This window comes from Mesorhizobium sp. M0159, from assembly GCF_040322295.1.
Classification (GTDB): domain Bacteria; phylum Pseudomonadota; class Alphaproteobacteria; order Rhizobiales; family Rhizobiaceae; genus Mesorhizobium.
Genome location: NZ_JAMYTF010000051.1, coordinates 17,219 through 34,681 on the forward strand (window position 1 = coordinate 17,219; position 17,463 = coordinate 34,681).

General features: G+C 64.3%; 20 protein-coding genes. 11 read left to right on the plus strand and 9 right to left on the minus strand.

Annotation, left to right across the window (positions count from 1 at the left end; all coding sequences use genetic code 11):
* The first annotated feature begins 53 nt into the window (after positions 1–53).
* The 6 genes from NKJ32_RS29740 (at position 54) to NKJ32_RS29765 (ending at position 4,174) form a co-directional block, all read left to right on the plus strand.
* Positions 54–1,238 carry a cell wall hydrolase gene (locus tag NKJ32_RS29740; protein WP_352593237.1) on the plus strand — a complete coding sequence of 395 codons (1,185 nt, stop codon included), beginning with the start codon at positions 54–56 and terminating at the stop codon, positions 1,236–1,238.
* Between the two features lie 257 nt (positions 1,239–1,495).
* A complete protein-coding gene (locus NKJ32_RS29745; RefSeq protein WP_023716852.1) occupies positions 1,496–1,894 on the plus strand; it encodes an AtpZ/AtpI family protein in 399 nt (132 codons plus the stop codon).
* Positions 1,895–1,964: 70 nt separating this feature from the next.
* Complete coding sequence (locus tag NKJ32_RS29750) at positions 1,965–2,723, plus strand: F0F1 ATP synthase subunit A (RefSeq protein ID WP_352579870.1); 759 nt, start codon at positions 1,965–1,967, stop codon at positions 2,721–2,723.
* A 67-nt stretch (positions 2,724–2,790) separates the two neighbouring features.
* Complete coding sequence (locus NKJ32_RS29755) at positions 2,791–3,015, plus strand: F0F1 ATP synthase subunit C (protein ID WP_006206606.1); 225 nt, start codon at positions 2,791–2,793, stop codon at positions 3,013–3,015.
* Positions 3,016–3,096: 81 nt separating this feature from the next.
* Complete coding sequence (locus NKJ32_RS29760) at positions 3,097–3,672, plus strand: F0F1 ATP synthase subunit B (RefSeq protein ID WP_352622998.1); 576 nt, start codon at positions 3,097–3,099, stop codon at positions 3,670–3,672.
* 10 nt (positions 3,673–3,682) lie between these two features.
* Entirely contained in the window at positions 3,683–4,174 is a 492-nt protein-coding gene (locus tag NKJ32_RS29765) for a F0F1 ATP synthase subunit B (RefSeq protein WP_352593243.1), read from the plus strand.
* A gap of 180 nt (positions 4,175–4,354) precedes the next feature.
* Here the strand turns inward: NKJ32_RS29765 and rnhB are convergent, their stop codons facing one another.
* A complete protein-coding gene (gene rnhB / locus NKJ32_RS29770; protein WP_352593246.1) occupies positions 4,355–5,050 on the minus strand; it encodes a ribonuclease HII in 696 nt (231 codons plus the stop codon).
* Between the two features lie 165 nt (positions 5,051–5,215).
* A complete protein-coding gene (locus NKJ32_RS29775) occupies positions 5,216–6,370 on the minus strand; it encodes a PA0069 family radical SAM protein (RefSeq protein ID WP_254818651.1) in 1,155 nt (384 codons plus the stop codon).
* Between the two features lie 151 nt (positions 6,371–6,521).
* Here NKJ32_RS29775 and NKJ32_RS29780 point away from each other — a divergent pair, with 151 nt between their 5' ends.
* Both NKJ32_RS29780 and NKJ32_RS29785 read left to right on the plus strand, forming a co-directional pair.
* Positions 6,522–7,025, plus strand: coding sequence for a glycosyltransferase (locus NKJ32_RS29780; protein ID WP_352593249.1), 504 nt, complete (start codon positions 6,522–6,524; stop codon positions 7,023–7,025).
* A gap of 188 nt (positions 7,026–7,213) precedes the next feature.
* A complete protein-coding gene (locus tag NKJ32_RS29785; RefSeq protein WP_352449928.1) occupies positions 7,214–8,188 on the plus strand; it encodes a phytanoyl-CoA dioxygenase family protein in 975 nt (324 codons plus the stop codon).
* A gap of 33 nt (positions 8,189–8,221) precedes the next feature.
* On the opposite strand, the gene moaB is transcribed toward NKJ32_RS29785, so the two are convergent.
* The 6 genes from moaB to NKJ32_RS29815 form a co-directional block, all read right to left on the minus strand.
* The gene (gene moaB, locus NKJ32_RS29790) at positions 8,222–8,764 is read right to left on the minus strand and encodes a molybdenum cofactor biosynthesis protein B (protein WP_352489568.1); all 543 of its coding nucleotides are present in this window, start codon (positions 8,762–8,764) and stop codon (positions 8,222–8,224) included.
* Entirely contained in the window at positions 8,751–9,653 is a 903-nt protein-coding gene (locus NKJ32_RS29795) for a 4-(cytidine 5'-diphospho)-2-C-methyl-D-erythritol kinase (protein ID WP_352593421.1), read from the minus strand. The genes moaB and NKJ32_RS29795 overlap by 14 nt, the downstream gene beginning before the upstream one ends.
* A 26-nt stretch (positions 9,654–9,679) precedes the next feature.
* Positions 9,680–9,865, minus strand: a complete 186-nt coding sequence (locus tag NKJ32_RS29800) for a membrane protein (RefSeq protein ID WP_023674078.1) — start codon at positions 9,863–9,865, stop codon at positions 9,680–9,682.
* 81 nt (positions 9,866–9,946) lie between these two features.
* Positions 9,947–10,804 carry a S49 family peptidase gene (locus NKJ32_RS29805; protein ID WP_352456850.1) on the minus strand — a complete coding sequence of 286 codons (858 nt, stop codon included), beginning with the start codon at positions 10,802–10,804 and terminating at the stop codon, positions 9,947–9,949.
* Between the two features lie 87 nt (positions 10,805–10,891).
* On the minus strand, positions 10,892–11,692 hold the full coding sequence (locus NKJ32_RS29810) for a tRNA1(Val) (adenine(37)-N6)-methyltransferase (RefSeq protein ID WP_352593253.1): 801 nt from the start codon (positions 11,690–11,692) through the stop codon (positions 10,892–10,894).
* Positions 11,692–11,916 (minus strand): putative signal transducing protein, encoded by a 225-nt coding sequence (locus NKJ32_RS29815; protein ID WP_023674082.1) that lies wholly within the window; start codon positions 11,914–11,916, stop codon positions 11,692–11,694. Before NKJ32_RS29815 ends, NKJ32_RS29810 begins: the two co-directional genes overlap by 1 nt.
* A gap of 160 nt (positions 11,917–12,076) precedes the next feature.
* Here NKJ32_RS29815 and NKJ32_RS29820 point away from each other — a divergent pair, with 160 nt between their 5' ends.
* Positions 12,077–13,093, plus strand: a complete 1,017-nt coding sequence (locus tag NKJ32_RS29820) for a polyprenyl synthetase family protein (protein ID WP_352593256.1) — start codon at positions 12,077–12,079, stop codon at positions 13,091–13,093.
* A gap of 26 nt (positions 13,094–13,119) precedes the next feature.
* Here the strand turns inward: NKJ32_RS29820 and NKJ32_RS29825 are convergent, their stop codons facing one another.
* Positions 13,120–14,553 (minus strand): MFS transporter, encoded by a 1,434-nt coding sequence (locus NKJ32_RS29825; RefSeq protein ID WP_352593258.1) that lies wholly within the window; start codon positions 14,551–14,553, stop codon positions 13,120–13,122.
* 104 nt (positions 14,554–14,657) lie between these two features.
* Here NKJ32_RS29825 and NKJ32_RS29830 point away from each other — a divergent pair, with 104 nt between their 5' ends.
* Together NKJ32_RS29830 and NKJ32_RS29835 are read left to right on the plus strand one after the other, a co-directional pair.
* Positions 14,658–15,263 carry a TetR/AcrR family transcriptional regulator gene (locus NKJ32_RS29830; protein WP_352593260.1) on the plus strand — a complete coding sequence of 202 codons (606 nt, stop codon included), beginning with the start codon at positions 14,658–14,660 and terminating at the stop codon, positions 15,261–15,263.
* Between the two features lie 209 nt (positions 15,264–15,472).
* Entirely contained in the window at positions 15,473–17,248 is a 1,776-nt protein-coding gene (locus NKJ32_RS29835) for a tetratricopeptide repeat protein (RefSeq protein WP_031211039.1), read from the plus strand.
* Positions 17,249–17,463: the final 215 nt, after the last annotated feature.

Below are 17,463 nucleotides of genomic sequence, written 5' to 3' on the forward strand. Positions count from 1 at the left end.
TAATGCATCATTGTAGCTCTCCAGTGGGGTCCGTTGCGTTTCTGGAGAGTTCCGTGCATCGACGTGTTTTGACGCGGCTTGTCGCCGCCGCCGGTGAGAAAAAGCGTTCCTTCCTGTCTCCGTTTATTATTGGCCTTGGCATCTGGATCGGCTTTCCGACGGTCGCTGCCTATCAGGACATGACCAGCCTGGTCTCCGGCCTGGAGGCGCCGAGCGTCCGCTGGAACGCCTATGTCGAGAAATCCGTCGCCGGCTCCGTTCACGCCGCCGAAATGCCCTTCCTCGATTCCAGCAGCACCGGCTCGCTCTCCGGCTCCGGCGTCCAACTGCCCGGCATCGGCTCCGTCTCGTTTCGCGGCAAGGGCGGCATCGCCGGCACGACGCCGGACGAGAACCGCATCACGCGTGCCGACAAGAAGGGCCGCATCATCCAGGTCTCGCCCGTCTCGCCGCCGAAGAACTTCAACGCCGGCTCGATCTTCGAGCGCACCTCTTCGCTGCTCCGCCCAAGCATGGACAGCGGCCTGAGGATGGCTTTCGCCAAGCCCGAGATCAAAGGCAAGGAAATCCAGATCGCCGCCGCCTTCCACACGCGCATCGACAAGAAGCCGGATTCCGGCGTGCCGGCGATGCTTGCCGCGCTGGTCAACAATGATCATCCTGACGTGCTGGCGACCGCTTACGCCTCGTCGGTCCCCGATTACGCCAAGGCGTCGCCTTTCGAGGCCTTGCTGCAGGACGAGGACGCGAACGATGGCCGCTTCATTCCGCCGCTGAGCAAGGGCGATCATTCTTGGATGCAGACGCCGCTGCCGGCGAGCGTCTTTTCCAAACCGGAGCAGGCCTGTCTCGCCAACGGCATCTATTTCGAGGCGCGCGGCGAAGCCGTGCGTGGCCAGGCCGCCGTCGCCCAGGTCATCCTCAACCGCGTCCGCAACCCGGCCTATCCGAACTCGATCTGCGGCGTCGTCTACCAGAACGACAACTGGTTCAACCGCTGCCAGTTTTCCTTCGCCTGCGACGGCAGGAAGAAGCGCATCGACAACCCCGCTGCCTACCAGACCGCACAGGATGTCGCCATGGCCGTCACAGCCGGCAAGATCTTCATTCCGGAAGTCGGCTCGTCGACCCATTATTACGCCAACTACGTCCATCCGGGCTGGGCGCGGACGATGCAGAAAATGACCAGGATCGGCCTGCACATCTTCTACCGCACCTATGGCGGCGGCTGGAGCTGAGCGCTCGGGCAGCCCTTGCATCTTTCCCGCGAGAGCGGCCGATCGAAGACGCATCGCCGTAGGGATTCGGCCGCAGCCCGCCAGAGGCCGCGTCGGGCACGATGTCGCACCCGAGCAAGTAGCTGATTTATAACAAAAAAATACTTGAGCTTGAACGTCCGCCCGTGGCTTGACGGGCGCGGACCCTCTAACTATGTTGCCGGCGACTTTAAGAAGCGGACGGACGGCGACGGTCTGACCGGGCAGGAGGGGGTTGCGTGGCCGACAAGAATGGGCCAGACGGAACCGGCAAAACCGGCCGCGGCAAGCAGCATGAAGCCGACATCCGCGACGACGATCTTGAGCGCCGCCGGCGCGACCTTGAAGCATCGCTTGCGACAAGGCGGCCTGATCGGCTCGAGGGGAAAGACGACGCGAAAGCGGGCAGTGTGGCCGGGTACGGCCAGGCGCTCAAGCTGTCCAGCGAGTTCATCGCCGGGATAGTGGTCGGCGCGGCTCTCGGCTGGTTTATCGATCGCGTGGCGGGGACATCGCCATGGGGTCTGATAGTCGGGCTGCTGCTGGGTTTTGGCGCCGGCGTGCTCAATGTCCTGCGTTCAGCCGGGCTTGTGTCGGAATTCGGAACGGGCGACAAGCCGCGCGATCCGAAAGAATGAATTGAGGCGCCGCATGCCGGCGCATTGAACAGGATACTGAAGCCGTCTGCGGCTTTGATGGGGATTTAAAGTGGCTGCTGACAAGGTCGATCCGATCCACCAATTCCAGATCCATCCGATCATTCCGATTCACATCGGCGGCTACGACCTGTCTTTCACCAATTCGGCACTGTTCATGCTTGCGACGGTCGCTGTCGCATCGGCGTTTCTCTACCTCAGCACGTCGAGCCGCAGCCTGGTTCCGGGCCGCCTTCAGTCGGTCTCGGAAATGGCCTATGAATTTGTCGGCAATATGCTGAGGGACGCGGCGGGCACGCAAGGCATGAAGTTCTTCCCCTTTGTGTTCTCGCTGTTCATGTTCGTGCTTGTCGCCAACCTGCTTGGCCTGTTCCCGTATTTCTTCACCATCACCAGCCACATCATCGTCACTTTCGGCCTCGCTGCGCTGGTGATCGGAACGGTCGTTGTCTACGGCTTCACCAAGCACGGCCTTGGCTTCCTGAAGCTGTTCGTCCCGCACGGCGTGCCGGTTTACCTGCTGCCGTTGGTGGTGCTGATTGAGGTGATTTCCTTCGTCTCGCGTCCGGTCAGCCTCTCGGTTCGTCTGTTCGCCAACATGCTCGCCGGTCACATCACGCTGAAAGTGTTCTCGGGGTTTGTCGTCAGCCTGAGCGCGCTCGGCGCGGTCGGCGTGGCGGGTTCGGTTTTGCCGCTGGCGATGGCCGTGGCGCTGACGGCGCTGGAGCTGCTGGTCGCGTTCCTGCAGGCCTACGTCTTTGCCGTGCTGACCTGCATGTATCTCAACGACGCCCTGCATCCCGGGCACTGACAAGGTTTCCGGCATTGCCGCCGGATCGAATTTGCAACGGAATTTTAGATCCAAAGGAGTTGAATAAATGGACGCAGAAGCAGCAAAGTACATCGGCGCCGGCATCGCATGCCTCGGCATGGGCGGCGCGGGCATTGGCCTCGGCAACATTTTCGGCAGCTATCTGGCGGGCGCGCTGCGCAACCCGTCGGCCGCCGACGGCCAGTTCGGCCGTCTGATCTTCGGCTTCGCCGTGACCGAAGCGCTGGGTATTTTCTCGCTTCTCATCGCGCTTCTCGCCCTGTTCGGCTGAATGCTTGTTCGGCTGAACATTGGGAAGAATTGAACAGGCCGGCCGCGATCCTGCGGCGGGCCTGAATTTCGGGGATAGTCCATGTTCGTGACATCTGCCTTTGCGCAAGAGCCCGCGCCCGCCGTCGAAGGTGGCAGCGCTGGCACCGGTGTGCCTGCCGAGGCGCACGGCACGTTCCCGCCATTCAATCCGGCGACGTACCCCTCGCAGCTTCTATGGCTGGCAATCACCTTCGGGCTGTTTTATCTCTTCTTGAAACGGGTGGTGATGCCGCGCGTTGGTGGCATCATCGACGTGCGCAACGACCGCATTACCCAGGATCTCGACCATGCTGCCCGGCTGAAAAGCGAGGCCGATGCCGCCGTTGCCGCCTATGAGCAGGAATTGGCGGAAGCCAAGGGCAAGGCCAATGCGATCGGCCAGCAGGCCAACGATGCGGCCAAGGCGGAAGCCGAAGCTGCCCGCAAGACGATCGAAGCCGCCCTCGACCAGAAGCTTGGCGAGGCCGAGGCGCGTATTTCTTCCATCAAGGCCAATGCCATGAAGGAAGTCGGCACGATCGCCGAGGATACCGCTTCAGCCATCGTCGAGGCGCTTGTCGGCGGCAAGGCCAGCAAGGCCGAAATCGCGGCCGCGGTCAAATCCGTGGCCGGGTGAGGAGCGCATCATGGACGCCACATCTCTCGCGACGCTTTGGGCAACGGTTGCTCTCGTAATCTTCCTCGGCATCGCCATCTACATCAAGGTGCCGGGCATGATCGCCAAGGCGCTCGATGCGCGTGCCGACAAGATCAGCTCCGAGCTCGAGGAAGCGCGGCGGTTGCGCGAAGAGGCCCAGCAACTGCTCGGCCAATACCAGCGCAAGCGCAAGGAAGCCGAGCAGGAGGCCGCGGCCATCGTCGCCGCCGCCAAGCGTGAAGCCGACATGCTTGCCGCCGAGGCGCACAAGAAGACCGAGGACTATGTCGCCCGGCGCACCGCCTTGGCCGAGCAGAAGATCGGCCAGGCCGAGCGCGAAGCGATCGGCGAAGTGCGCACCAGCGCCGTCGATATCGCGGTCGAAGCCGCGCGCGCGCTGCTGGCCGGCAAGATCGACGCCAAGGCCGGCGCCGACCTGTTCAACGCCTCGCTGCAGGATTTGAAGTCGAAGCTGAACTGAGCGGAGCGTAATCTCCCCCCTCGAGGGGGAGATGGCCGGCAGGCCAGAGGGGGTCGCCGCGCGTGAAGCGCCAGCCTTCTCTTTCGTCCCGCATGGCGTCGCGCCAGGACGTACCGACCCCCTCTGTCGCCTTTGGCGACATCTCCCCCTCGAGGGGGAGATCACACCATGCCGAATCGCTCAATCCAAACCCGAAAAACCCTCTTCCTCCAGCACCTCGGTGCCGCCGAACCGGAACGGCGCGAAGGAGGCGCGGTGCAGCCGCGCCACTGGTCCATGCAGATCGATCGCCGTGCGATGGCGCACAGTGGCGTAGCCCATATGGAGTTCGAAGCCGTAACGCGCATGATGGCTGCCGCAGCCGCACATCATGCGGTCGCGCATCACCTTGGCGACGATCGAGGCTGCGGCGATCGACTGCGAGCGCTGGTCGCCCTTGATCAGTGCTTTGCCCTCGCAGGGCAGGCCGGGCGGCACGTCGCGGCCGTCGGCCAGTGCCAGCTTCGGCCGGATTGACAGGCCGGCCACGGCACGGCGCATCGCCTCCAGGCTGGCCTTGAGGATGTTGGAGGCATCGATGCCTTCGGCGCTGACCGACGCCATCGATACGGCGAGTGCGGAGCCAAGGATTTTCAGGAACAGCGCCTCACGCTGCAAATGCGTCAGCCGCTTGGAATCGTCGAGGCCGTCGGGGATGTTGGCGGGATCGAGCACCACCGCTGCCGCTACCACCGGCCCGGCGAGCGGGCCGCGGCCGGCCTCGTCCATCCCCGCCACCGGCCACAGGCCTTCGGCCACCGCCTTCGTCTCGAACGAGAAGTCGGGTTTCTCGACGATTTCGAAGAGAAGCGGAGAATCGGAACGCGGGCGAGCCATGGTGCGGCGAGGTTCGCATCGGCTCCGATTCTCCGCAAGTCCCTCCGGGTCGGGCGGGGCACCGGACCAGGAGGGGCTACCGTCTGCAAGCCCGGGGACAGGACAGGCCGGACGGGATGTTTCGCCTGCTGCGGCCGCTTCAAGCGGCTGGCGCGAGACGCTTTGTCACAGCAGCATCAGCTGCTCGGTTGCCTTGGCAGCGGGGACGAACTGGTCGGTCCTGAGCGAGCGCCGCTCGGCGTTGAGGCCGAGCCGTTTGGCGGCGATCTCGAAACGCCGGCCGATCTGCCAGGCATACGGGCCGGAGCCTTTCATGCGCTTGCCCCATTCCGAATCGTAGTCCTTGCCGTCGCGCATCGAACGGATCAGCGACATGACGTGGCGATAGCGGTCGGGATAGTGGCGCAGCAGCCAGTCCTTGAAGATAGGCGCGACCTCCAGCGGTAGGCGCAGCAGCACATAACCGGCCTCGCGTGCGCCAGCTGCCTGCGCCGAATCGAGGATGCGCTCCATTTCCGGGTCGGTCAGTCCGGGGATGATCGGCGCGACCATCACCGAGGCCGGAATGCCGGCGTCCGAAAGCTGCCTGATCGCCTCCAGCCGCTTGGTCGGCGTCGACGCGCGTGGCTCCATGGTGCGCGCCAGCATGCGGTCGAGCGTCGTCACCGACAATGCCACCTTGGCCAGCCCGCGTTCGGCCATGCGTGACAGAATGTCGATGTCACGCGTCACCAGTGCCGATTTGGTGACGATGCCGACCGGATGGCCGCGCGCCTCCAGCACTTCGAGGATCTCGCGCATGATCCGGTATTGCTTCTCTATCGGCTGGTAAGGATCGGTGTTGGTGCCTATGGCGATGGTGCGCGGCTGGTAATTATCCCTGGACAATTCCTTGTCGAGCAGCCGCGCCGCATCCGGCTTGGCAAACAGCTTCGATTCGAAATCCAGCCCCGGCGACAGGCCCATGAAGCTGTGCGTCGGCCGCGCGAAACAATAGACGCAGCCATGTTCGCAGCCGCGATAGGGGTTGATCGAGCGGTCGAAGGAGATGTCGGGCGATTCGTTGCGCGTGATGATGGTGCGCGGCTTCTCGACCTGTACCTCGGTCTTGAACGGCGGCAGCTCCTCCAGCGAATTCCAGCCATCGTCGAACACATGCCTGCTGACCGGCTCGAAACGGCCGGACGGATTGATGCCCGCCGACCTGCCGCGATTGCGGTCCGGACGGACGCGCATGCCGCTCTGCTCGATCATAGCATTCGCCATTTCGGCCCTGCCAGCGCCGAAGGCTGCAATGTCGGCACGCACGATCTGTTCCATCTTGGCCCTTTCCCAGGGACTGTCCGCCCGCTGTCGAATCGCTCTGCTCATGAATGTATTCCTATCGTATTGATGAGAACAAAGCAAGAACTTTCTCGCGGCGCGCCGCAAAAACTGGCGCTGCCCACCGCTTTCCGCTATTCGGCTAAACATGCTCAGCGTCCTGATCGAAACCCTGAATGACGAGGAGGGCCTTGCCCGCACGCTCGCCTCGCTGATCGGCGGCGCGGTCGAAGGCGTGGTGCGCGACGTTCTCGTCTGCGACACCGGCTCGACCGATCAGACGCACCGCGTCGCCGAACATGCCGGCTGCCACTATGTCAGCGGCGGCATCGCCGCCGGCATCAGGCAGGCCAAGGGCGACTGGCTGCTCTTGCTGGAACCGGGCGCGCGGCTGGGAGAGGGCTGGATCGACGAGGTCGTCGCCCATACCGCCAGGCAAACCATGGCGGCGCGGTTCTCGCGGGCACGCGGCAGCCGCGCGCCGTTCCTGTCGCGCGTCTTTGCCGGAAATCGCGCTCTCGCCGAAGGCTTGGTGATCAGCAAGCGTCAGGCCGCGGCGCTGTCGAAGAACGCCCGCAGCGCCGAAGCGATCGCCCGCGGCCTGGCGACCAGGAGGCTCCACGCCGAGATCTGGGTCGCGCCGCGGAATTGACGGCTTACCGTCCCGGTCCGGGGAACCCGCCCCAAGCAAATTTTCTGGCGGGTCGTCGTTTATTGTGCATTGCACAAAATCGGGCCGGGGGTTACCATTCCCGGCGATATGGGCGAATAGGGTTTGGGGTGTGCCGGAGCGGCGACGACTAACGTCGATGCTGTTCCCTCGATATTGTGAGGACCCCGATGACCCTTTCAAGCCCTGACAAGTCCGGCGCTGCAAGCCTCGAGGCGATCGCACGCAACGGCGGTACGCTGCGCCGCATCGCCGCCCGCATCCCGACCTATCTTTCCGACCTTCGCGAGAATCCGGCATGGCTGCCGATGTTCATGCTGGCGCGCACCATGCCGGCGCGGCGCCTGCACTGGCGCGGCGCGAAGCCGGTTCCGCCGGCGCGCAATGTCGGTGAAACGATGTTCGCCGGCGTCGATCGCGATGCCGTCGTCGGCGCGCTGCGGACGGAGGGGCTCTATTCGGGCCTGATGCTGCCGGCCGCCATCCATGAGGAGATCGCCCGCTTCGCCGAGCGCACGCCATGCTTCGGCAATTTCGACCGCCGGCTGGAATTCCTGCCCGAAAAACACGCCGATGCCGAAAAGCATTTCGGCCGCCCGCTGCTCAGCGGTCACTATTTCGAACGGGTCCTCGACTGCAACGCTGCGGTCGCCGTGCAGCGCGATCCGCTGCTTCTCGATATCGCAGCGCACTATCTCGGCAGCCAGGCCAAGCTGATCACGACCCGCGTCTGGTGGAGCTTTCCGACCGGTGGCGTCTCGGACGCCGACAAGAACATGGCCTCGCTCGGCAAATACCATTTCGACCTCGACGACTGGCGCATGCTGAAGTTCTTTTTCTACCTGGTGCCGGTCGACGCCGACACTGGGCCGCATGTCTATGTCCGCGGCTCCCATAACCGCCGCATCCTGAAGCATCAGCTGACGCTGCTGGTCGGCCATTCGGCGGAAGAGGTGCTGGGCGTCTACGGCGAGCAGAGCCCGGTCACGCTGACCGGGCCGGCCGGCCTCGGCTTTGTCGAGGATCCGTTCGGCTTCCATATGGGCACCGTGCCGACGCGCACGCCGCGGCTGATGATGGAGGTTGGCTTCGGCGTGTCGCCGCCGTCGCGCCGGCGTTTTCACGGCGAGCCGGTCATTCGCTAAACCGAGGTCGCTTGGCTGATACCTCGGTTCGTCTCAGCCGCGCCGCAAATGCTCGTCCAGCCGCGGCATGATCTCGACGAAGTTGCAGGGCATGTGCCGATAATCGAGCTGCGGCTTCAAGATGCCGTCCCAGGCGTCCTTGCAGGCGCCGGGCGAGCCCGGCAGCACGAAAACGAAGGTGGCGTTGACGACGCCGCCGGTTGCCCGGCTCTGGATCGTCGAAGTGCCGATCTTGTCGTAGGAGATGCGGTGGAACACTTCGGAAAAGCCGTCCATGCGCTTTTCGAAGATCGGCTCCAGCGCTTCCGGCGTCACGTCGCGGCCGGTGAAGCCGGTGCCGCCGGTGGTGATGACGACATCAATCGCTTCGTCCCTTGACCAACCCAGGACCTTGTCGCGGATCTTGTCGCGGTCGTCGGTGACGATGTCGCGGGCGGCCAGGACATGGCCAGCCTCGGCAATGCGGTCGGCCAGCGTCTGCCCGGATTTGTCGTCGGCGAGGCTGCGCGTATCGGAAACGGTCAGTACCGCGATGCGCACGGGAACGAAGGGGCGGCTCTCGTCAATCCTGGCCATGGGCATCAACCTCCGATGTCACGCTTCGCGTCGCCGCGACAAACCAGTCGGGATGGCGGCTGCGAATATCGACGGCCGCGCGCTTGGCCACATTGCCGGTCTCGAACAGCCCGAAGCAGGTGGCGCCTGAACCGGACATCCTGGCAAAACCGGCTCCGGCCTTGTTGAGCACGGAAAGCGCCTTGCCGATCGCGGGCTGGATTGCGCGCGCCGCAGGCTCGAGATCATTGCGGGTGATCTCCAGCCAGTTGCGGATGCTGTGGAAGTCGAGGTTGCGCGGCAGCGGCGGCAGCCCCGCATTGTCGCGGCGGCCAAGCGCCTCGAACACGTCGGCCGTCGAGACGGCAGTGCCGGGATTGACGAGCACCAGACCCAGCGCCGGGAAACCCGGCACGAGCGTCAGCTCGTCGCCGATGCCGCGGGCTATCAGCGGCTTGGCTGCGAGGCACATCGGCACGTCGGCGCCGAGTGACAGGCCGATCCGCGCCAGTTCGGCATCGCCGACATCAAGTCCCCAGGTCTGGACCAGGGCGCGCAGCACAGCCGCCGCATCGCTCGACCCGCCGCCGACACCGGACGCGACCGGCAGGTTCTTTTCGAGCCTGATGGCGACAGCAGGTGCGTGCTGGGGACCGGCCTCGCGCCGCAGTGCATCGCGCGCTCTCACCACCAGATTATTGTCGTCGACCGGCACCGCGGAGGCGTATTTGCCGGACACGGAAAACCCATCGCTGTCGGCAAGTTCCGTCTCGATGCGGTCGCCGAAGCGCGTGAACACAGCCAGGCTTTCGATCGTGTGATAACCGTCGGCGCGCCGGCCGGTGACGTGCAGCGCGAGATTTATCTTGGCGTGCGCGTGCGACGCCCGGATGCTGGCCTCGGAGTTCACTGGCTCGGCCGCGTGGGGGACGACGGTCAATCCTTGGCCAGACGGTATTCGCCGGTCTTCGGGTCCTTGACCAATGTTCCCATCGTGCCGTTGGCGGCCTGCTTTTCGGTACGCCGCACCTTGGCGGTCACACGCTCGGCTTCCCTGACGAAGGAGCGGTAGCCGAAATAGGCGGCAATGCCGACGACGGCGAAGAAAATGATCTGCGGCATGTCAAACTCCTCCCTCGCAAGGCCGGCAAGGCGGCCGGTCGGGTCGGTTGATGATTTATGCTAGACGCTTTCACCAGCTTTTCAAAGCCCGAAGCGCGCCCACAGCGCGCGCTCTTCCGCCGCATCGATGACGCCGCTTGCCGCGGCGGCGGCAATATCGGGCGCCGAAAAGCTCGAGCCGAACAGGCCGAAGCGGCCGAACAGGCCGCGCGGCGCGGTGATCAGCTTGAGCTGGGTTTTCGGCCCGAAACGGCTCTTCAGCACGCTGCGCATGTCGCCGAGCGCATCGACCAGCCCGAGCTCCAGCCCCTTTTTGGCCGTCCAGAAAAGTCCGGTGAACAGGTCGGGATCGTCCTTGAGCTTGCTGCCGCGCCTGTCCTTGACGAGATCGATGAAGGTCTCGTGGACCTCGAGCTGCAGCGCCTTCAGGCGCTCGACGTCTTCCTTCTTTTCCGGCTTGAACGGGTCGAGCACCGCCTTGTTCTGGCCGGCGGTGTGGACGCGGCGCTCGACGCCGATCTTCTTCAACAGCTCCGGAAAGCCGAACGAGGCCGACACCACGCCGATCGAGCCGACGATGGAGGACGGGTCGGCAAAGATCTCGTCGCCGGCGACCGCGATCATGTAGCCGCCCGAGGCCGCCACGTCCTCGACGAAAACCAGGACTTTCTTGTTCTTCTCGCTCGCCAGGTCGCGGATGCGCCTGAAGATCAGCCGCGACTGCACCGGCGAGCCACCTGGCGAATTGATCGAGATGGCGACCGCCGGCGCGTCGAAGGAAAACAGCTTTTCGAGAAGGCCGGCGGTGGAAGCGAGCGACAGGCTCGGCCGGAACTGGCCGCCGCCGGGCATGATCGTGCCGTGCAGCCGGATGACCGGAATGGTGACGACGGTGGAGCGCCAGGATTTCGGCAGCAGGCGGTTGAAAAGGCGTTTCACGAGGGGGCTGTCTCCGGTCGATATGCTTGAGGCATGTAGGAATTCGCCGGCCAACGGCAATGCCGTCACCCCGGCAATCAAAATGGATCAATCTCCGAACAGCGACGCCAGCCCGTTATTGATCAGCTCCGCCCGTTCCGAGGGGCCATTGCCTGAGTAGGCATGCAGCATCAGCGGCGGCCGGATCGACAGTTTGCCGCGTGCGCCGAGAATTGCCCGGACGACGATGCGGATCGCTGCCGCCTCGGGGCGAGGGTGGACGGCCAGCATCTCGGCATCGCCGAAGCGGCCGGCGATGGCATCGAGGATGGCGCCGAGCTGTTCCGGCCTGGCGATGACGGCCAGCCCGCCGCCCGGCCTGACCACCGCGGCCGCGCTGCGGATCCAGCTGTCGAACTGCCCATCCTCCGAGACATGCGCGGCCTTTCTCAGCGGATCGGGCGTCGCGCGATCCTCGGCGGCATTGAACGGCGGGTTCATGATGACGAAATCGAAGCTGTTGTCCTCGAGGCCGGCGGCCGTTCGCGCCCGGCCCGACAGCGCGACATCGGCGACGAGCACCGAGGCGCGGTCGCTGAGATGCGCATTGCGGGGATGGGCAAGCGTGGTGGTGGCGAAGGCCGCCATTTCCGGGGAACGCTCGACAAGCACGGCCTCTGCAGCGGGGCAGCGCGACAGTACCGCCAGGCCGGCGGCACCGGCACCCGCGCCAAAGTCGGCAAGCCGCCCGGCGAACGAGGACGGCACGGCAGCCGCCAGCATCATCGCATCCATGCCGGCGCGGTGGCCCGCCTTTCTCGGCTGCACCAGCCAGAAGCGACCGCGATGGAAGGCGTCGACCGTATGAGCCGGCATGTCCGGGACAAGGGCAGCGGGCGACGCGGACATTATTTTTGGCGGATCTCGTTGGCGATGCCGGCATCCGTCAGGATGCGCCGCGCCGCATCGGCCTTGTCGGCATCCACCATGACACGGCGGGGCAGGATGCCGATCGAGCCGTCGAGGACGCTCATGTTCTGGTCGGCGACGAAACAGCCGATGCCGGCATCGCGCATCAGCGATTCGACAAACGAAATGATGACGGCGTCGTTGGTGCGGATGAGCTCTATCATCGGATGAAACTCGCAGTTTGCGGCGTTGATGTAAACGTAGGCGTGATCATGTACCAGAGCCGGCGCGCCAATTCGCCTCTTGCCGCGCCGGTGGGTGACACCCTAGAGTCTGTCCAGGGACCATGTTGCCGTCGTGCATATCGAGGTTGGGAGTTTTGCCGTGGGTGTCGTTCTCAACATTGAAAACGGGAAGCGCGAAGCCGCCTCGATAAAGGACCTCATCGACCTGACCGTGGCCGACATGGGGCGCGTCAACAAATTGATCCTGTCGAAGGCCGGCTCCGATGTCGAGATGATCCCGGAGATTGCCAACCATCTGATCTCGTCCGGCGGCAAACGGCTGCGGCCGATGCTGACGCTCGCCGCGGCCCAGATGTTCGGCTATTCCGGCGACGGCCATGTCAAGCTCGCCACATCGGTCGAATTCATGCATACCGCGACACTTCTCCACGACGACGTCGTCGACGAAAGCGGCATGCGGCGCGGCAAGAAGACGGCGCGTATGATCTGGGGCAACCAGGCCAGTGTTCTGGTCGGTGATTTCCTGCTCGGCCAAGCCTTTCGCATGATGGTCGATGTCGGCTCGCTTGAAGCGCTCGATATCCTGTCGAGCGCAGCCTCGGTCATCGCCGAAGGCGAGGTGATGCAGCTCGCTGCCGCAAAAAACCTCGAGACCACCGAGGATGAGCATTTCGCGGTGATCAAGGCCAAGACCGCGGCGCTGTTTTCGGCCGCCGCCGAGGTCGGCCCCGTCATCGCTCAGGCGACGCGCAATGATCGCGCAGCACTCCGCTCCTACGGCATGAATCTCGGCCTTGCCTTCCAGCTGATCGATGACGCGCTGGATTACGGCGGCACCAGCAAGGACCTCGGCAAGAATGTCGGCGACGATTTCCGCGAGGGCAAGGTCACGCTGCCGGTGATCCTCGCCTATCGGCGCGGCACCAAGGCCGAGCGCAGCTTCTGGAAACGCGCCATCGAGGACAATGCCGCCGACGATGCCGGGCTGGAGAAGGCCATCGGCCTGATGCTCCGCCACGGCGCAATTGCCGACACCATCGGGCGCGCCCGCCATTTCGGCGAGATCGCCCGCGACGCGCTGGCGCCGCTCGAGGCGACGCCGCAGAAATCGGCGCTGATCGACGTCATCGATTTCTGCATCAGCCGGGTGAATTGAGAGGCATCGGCGCCCCGCGCTTGTTCTCATCGAGCCTTTGCCGGAAGAACCATTGCTGCCAGCAGGCTAACGACGATACCCGCCGCCGCGAGCCAGAAGGCGACCTGGATGCCGTCGGCGACGGCAATTTTCAACGCATTGCCGGACAATTCGCCGATTTGGCTGTTGGCAATCGCAATCAGCACGGCCATGCCGATGGCGTTGCCGACATTGAGCGTCGTCGAAGCCATCCCCGAGGCGACGCCTTGCTGGTCATGGGCAACGCCGGAAGCGGCGGCAATCCACATTGCGGTCCAGACGATGCCTTGTCCGACGCCGGAGACGATCAGGCCGGGTACGAGGGACAGATAGCTGCTGTCGGCAGTCGCGCCTGATACCATCAATGCTGTGCCGACCGCGCCGACGATCATGCCGCCGACCAGGGTGCTGCGCGTCGAAAAGCGCGTTGCCAGACGCTCGCCGGCTTGCGTACCGGTGGCGATGGCGACCGACGGCACGAGAAAGGCGAGGCCCGTCTGCAAGGCAGTGAAGCCGTGCACGTTCTGCAGCAGCACGGTGAGGAAGTAGGGCAGCGCGCCGAAAGTGGCCATGCAGAGGAAGGTTATCGTCATGCCGGCGACAAGGCTGCGGTTGTGGAACAGGCGCAGCGGCATCAGCGGATCGGCGCTGTTGGCCTCGATTACGGTGAAGGCGATCAGGAAGAATGCCGCCAGTGCCGCGCTGGCGATGATTGCGCCAGAGCCCCAGCCATATTCGGGCCCCTGAACCAGGGTGAAGACAAGCAGCGTCGCGCCGGCGGTGACGGTCAGAGCGCCCGGCAGATCGAAGCTGCGCTGCTCGTGCCACTTGCGATCGCGCGGGATGATGGCGAAAGCCGCGATGATGGCGATCCCGGCCAGCAGCACGTTGACATAGAAGACCGACGGCCAGCCGAAGGCGCTGGTCAGAAACCCGCCGGCAAGCGAACCGAGCGTCAGGCCGCTGGCGCCCGCGCCGCCCCAGACGGCGACCGCCCGGTTGCGTTCCGGTCCCTCGGCGAACAGGCGGTTGATCAGCGACAGCGTCGCAGGAAACAGGAACGCGGCGCCGATGCCTTGCACGGCGCGGGCCGCGATGATGATTTCCGGCGACCAGGCGAGGCCGCCGACCAGAGATGAGAGCGCGTAGAGCCAGAGCGCGAAGATGAAGACGCGGCGCTGGCCGATCAGGTCGGCGGCCCGGCCGCCGAACAGCAGGAAGCCGCCGGTGAACACGGTGTAGGCGCTGACCACCCACTGCAGGGTCTGGCCTGAAAATCCGAGGCCGGCGCCGATCTCCGGCAGCGCCACGAAGACGATGTTGAGGTCGAGCGAGATGATGAGCTGCGCGAAGGCGAGCAGCGCCAGCGTTGCGCCATGTTTCGCCGTGCTTGCTCCTTGCGTTATCGCCCCGAGCGGCGCGCCTTGATCGAGTGAACTCATGTCGGACTCCTTGTCGACAATTATTTAATGATCGACAAAGAACTGAGATTTGCAATCCCAAGTCAAGCGGATTATTTGTTGATCGACAAAAATTGGAGACCGCCATGGCAGGCAGGCCAAGGCAATTCGACCGCGACCAGGCGCTGGAGAAAGCCCGCGACGCTTTCTGGAGGCGCGGCTACGAGGGCACTTCGATGGCCGATCTCGTATCGGCGCTTGGCCTCGCATCGGCGCGCATCTATGCCGCCTTCGGCTCGAAGGAGGATCTGTTTCGCGAAGCGGTGGCGCTTTACGAGGCCAATGAGGGCGGCTTCGCCACGCGCGCGCTGGAGGAAGAACCAAATGTCCGGCGCGTCATCGAGCGCATGCTTCGCGAAGCCGTAGAAATTTATACGAGGCCGGGGCGGCCGCAGGGCTGCATGGTGGTGACGGCCGCGACCAATTGCGCCGTGGAAAATGACGCCGTGCTGCAATGGCTGGCGGAGCATCGGCTGGCGCGTACCGCGTCGATCGTCGAGCGATTGAAAAAGGCCGTGCGCGATGGCGAATTGAAGCCGGATACCGATGCCGAGACGCTGGGTGACTATTACGCCACGCTGATGCACGGCCTTTCGGTCCAGGCACGCGACGGCGTGCCGAAAAAGCGGCTGCACGATCTTGTCACCATCGCCATGCAGGCGCTCGATCCAAGCCTTTGGCAAACGTCCTGAGTTCCGGGCCGTGACGCCGGTTTGCCATTGCCGGATTGTCGCAATGCAGTCGCGCGACCTCTTTCGGCATGGTTTATTAATTGCTTGACCCGATTGTGAATTCGGGCCGGGTTGAAGCACGACCCCAAAAAGGCCATGCTTTATCTGTAAAGATCGAGTCTACGGCGATCCCGCTGACGCGGAGATGGCGTTTGGCTGAAAGGGATATGATGCGGCAAGGATATGCGCGCTGGCTGACGGGGCTGGCAATCGCGACGGGCATGGCGATCTCGGCTTTGCCGGCGCATGCCAAACAGACCGCCGAGCCGGTCAGGATCACATCCTTCTCGGGGGCCTATCTTGCCGCCAGGATCGCCGACGGCGACAACGACCTCGACAGCGCCATTTCCTATTACAAGCAGGCGCTTGCGTTCGATCCGAACGATACGGGACTGCAGCAGAGCCTGATGCTGTCGCTGATCGCGCAGGGTCGCTTCGACGAATCCCTGGTCTATGCCGACAAGCTCAAGGCGGTTCCCGACGTCGAGCGCTTCTCGCGCCTGGCGCTGGCCATCGATTCCTTCCACAAGAAGGATTTCTCCAAGGCCGAATACTGGCTCAAGCTGTCGCTCGAATCCGATCTCGACCGGCTGATCTCCGGCGTCATGACCGGCTGGGCCAAGCAAGGTGCGGGTGACGCCGGCGAGGCCATGGCTTCCATCGACAAGCTGCAGGGCCCCGACTGGTTCAGCCTGTTCAAGTCCTTCCACCGCGCCTTGATTGCCGACGCCTCCGGCCTGCCCGACAGGGCGGATGCGCTCTACACCGCCACCGTGCAGGACACGGCGGCAGGCGGTGCGGCCCCCGAAACATGGATGCGCAACGCGCAGGCCTACGCCTCTTTCCTCGCCCGCAAAGGCGACAAGGCCAAGGCGCTGTCGGTGCTCGACAAGGCCGAGGCGTTCGCCCCCGGCAAGGTCGAGATTGCGGCCCTTCGCGACAAGATCAACAAGGGCGAAAAGATCGAGCCCTTCGTTGCCGGTCCGTCGGACGGCGCCTCGGAAATCCTGCTCGATCTCGCCACCGCGCTCAACCGCGGCGGTGGCGAGCCGTTCGTGCGGCTTTATCTGCAATATGCGCTGGCGCTGCGGCCCGACAACGACGCGGCGCTCGTTCAGCTCGCCGCCGTTGCCGAGCAGTTGAAGGACGGCGAGGGCGCCATCGCGCTCTATCGCCGCATTCCCGCTGGCTCGCCGCTGAAGGAGCTTTCGGACCTGCAGCTTGGCCTCAACCTTGCCGATCTCGACCGCAACGACGAGGCGATCGCTCACCTCAAGGCCATCGTCGATGCGCATCCAGACGACATGCGCGCCTATCTGGCGCTCGGCGGCGTCTATTCCTCGAAGGAGGATTTCCGCTCCGCCGCCAATCTTTACGACAAGGCAGTCGAGGTGCTGAAGACGCCGACCGCCGCCAACTGGAACATTTTCTACCAGCGCGGCATCGCCTATGAGCGACTGAAGGAATGGCCGAAGGCCGAGCCGAATTTCCGCAAGGCGCTGGAGCTCTACCCCGACCAGCCGCAGGTTCTGAACTATCTCGGCTATTCCTGGGTCGACAAGAACATGAACCTCAAGGAAGGCCTCGCGATGATCCAGAAGGCCGTCGACCTGAGGCCGAGCGACGGCTACATCGTTGATTCGCTGGGCTGGGCCTATTACCGCCTTGGCCAGTTCGACGATGCGGTGCGCGAAATGGAACGCGCCGTTTCGTTGAAGCCGGAGGATCCGGTGCTCAACGATCACCTCGGCGACGTCTACTGGCGCGTCGGCCGCAAGCTGGAAGCCACCTTCCAGTGGAACCAGGCCCGCGACCTGAAGCCGGACCCGGACGTGCTTGCCGCCTTGCAGCAAAAGCTGATGAAAGGCCTGCCGCCGATCGAATCCAACACAGCGCAGGAAACCCCGAACGTAAAGCCCGTGCCGGCGCCCGCGCCGAAGGGGTGACCCCTTCTTTCCTTCTCCCCTTGTGGGAGAAGGTGGATCGGCGCGCAGCGCCGAGACGGTTGAGGGGTGTTGGACGGATTGCCGTCGGTGCCAAGCTGGAACACCCCTCATCCGACCGAGCTTCGCTCGGCCACCTTCTCCCACAAGGAGGGCTTTGCACGGGAAGCGAAATCCTGGTTGGTGAGTTAATGGGGCTTTTTTGAAGGCCGGGAAAG